The sequence below is a fragment of the Acinetobacter sp. 809848 genome (assembly GCF_000581275.1).
GTDB classification, from domain to species: domain Bacteria; phylum Pseudomonadota; class Gammaproteobacteria; order Pseudomonadales; family Moraxellaceae; genus Acinetobacter; species Acinetobacter pittii.
Genome location: NZ_JEXG01000186.1, coordinates 1 through 534, shown reverse-complemented (window position 1 = coordinate 534; position 534 = coordinate 1). Strand labels below are relative to the sequence as shown.

Here is a 534-nt window from a genome sequence, read left to right as displayed (position 1 = left end):
CGGTTGAGCTAGCTTCAAAGTAAAATTATTATCTTGCGTAATTTGATCTGTTGCTGAAACACCCGTATCGCTTAAATCAGATAAAGTTAATTCACCTGCTTGCGGCGCTGTTGTATCGACAACAACTTTTTGTATAGCGGTTTCTGATGTATTGCCTGCAACGTCTGTAACTATAGCTTTATATTGGTAAACACCATCGGTTAAATCTTTTTGAGCTACTGTTGTTTCCTGCCATGTCTTTCCTTCATCTTTCGATATCCAGTAAGTAATTTGGCTATTTACTTCTTGTCCGCTAATCTTTAAATCAAAAGCTTTATCTTGCGTAATTTGATCAGTTGCTGAAATGCCCGTATCAGTCAAAGCAGCTAAAGTCAGTTCACCTGCTTGCGGCGCTGTTGTATCCACAACGACTTTTTGCACACTGGTTTCAGATATGTTGCCTGCAACGTCGGTTACTACAGCTTTAAATTGATAAATACCATCAGCCAAATCTTTTTGATTTACTGTCGTTTCCTGCCATGTCTTTCCTTCATC

The 534-nt window shown here is 39.0% G+C and carries 1 protein-coding gene; it reads right to left on the bottom strand.

From position 1 onward, the window contains the following. A partial coding sequence (locus J536_RS24705) for an Ig-like domain-containing protein (RefSeq protein WP_032064363.1) occupies positions 1–534 on the bottom strand: 534 nt, incomplete at both ends.